The 368-nt window shown below is 45.9% G+C and carries 1 protein-coding gene; it reads right to left on the bottom strand.

Annotation, left to right across the window (positions count from 1 at the left end; translation table 11 throughout):
• Window positions 1-50: 50 nt before the first annotated feature.
• Window positions 51-368 (bottom strand): gluconate 2-dehydrogenase subunit 3 family protein (locus tag ACQQ5U_RS19420; RefSeq protein ID WP_437400120.1); only part of this gene is annotated, 318 nt, incomplete at its 5' end.

The raw sequence follows: 368 nt of genomic DNA, 5'->3' as shown, positions 1-368 counted from the left end.
AAAAAAGCCTCCAATCTTGGAGGCTTTTAAATTTTATGGATGAACAAAGTCTACAGCGACCAAGCTTTCCCACCGGTCAATGTTTGCAAATCGCCACAGGGAACGTACTCCCCGGGAATCGGCAAATAGGCCAATACTTCCTCTCCAACATATTCCGAATTTTTATAGGCCCAAGTGGCCAAATCCCTCAGGTCGTTGGCAAAGGAGAAGCTGGCAATATCATCGTCCAAGCTTGCTTCGCCACCTTGCATGATGGCCTGCATGTAGTTCATGATCGCCTCGGAATGTGCTTCTTCTTCCTCGTCTGTACGCTTTTTAAGATATGTCTGCAATGCAGGTTCTATATCTGCTGGCTCAATATCCATTAA

Origin of the sequence: Flagellimonas lutimaris (genome assembly GCF_051494225.1) — a bacterium.
GTDB lineage: Bacteria > Bacteroidota > Bacteroidia > Flavobacteriales > Flavobacteriaceae > Flagellimonas > Flagellimonas lutimaris_A.
Note: the sequence above shows the minus strand (reverse complement) of the source record. Positions and strands in the feature narration are given on the sequence as shown.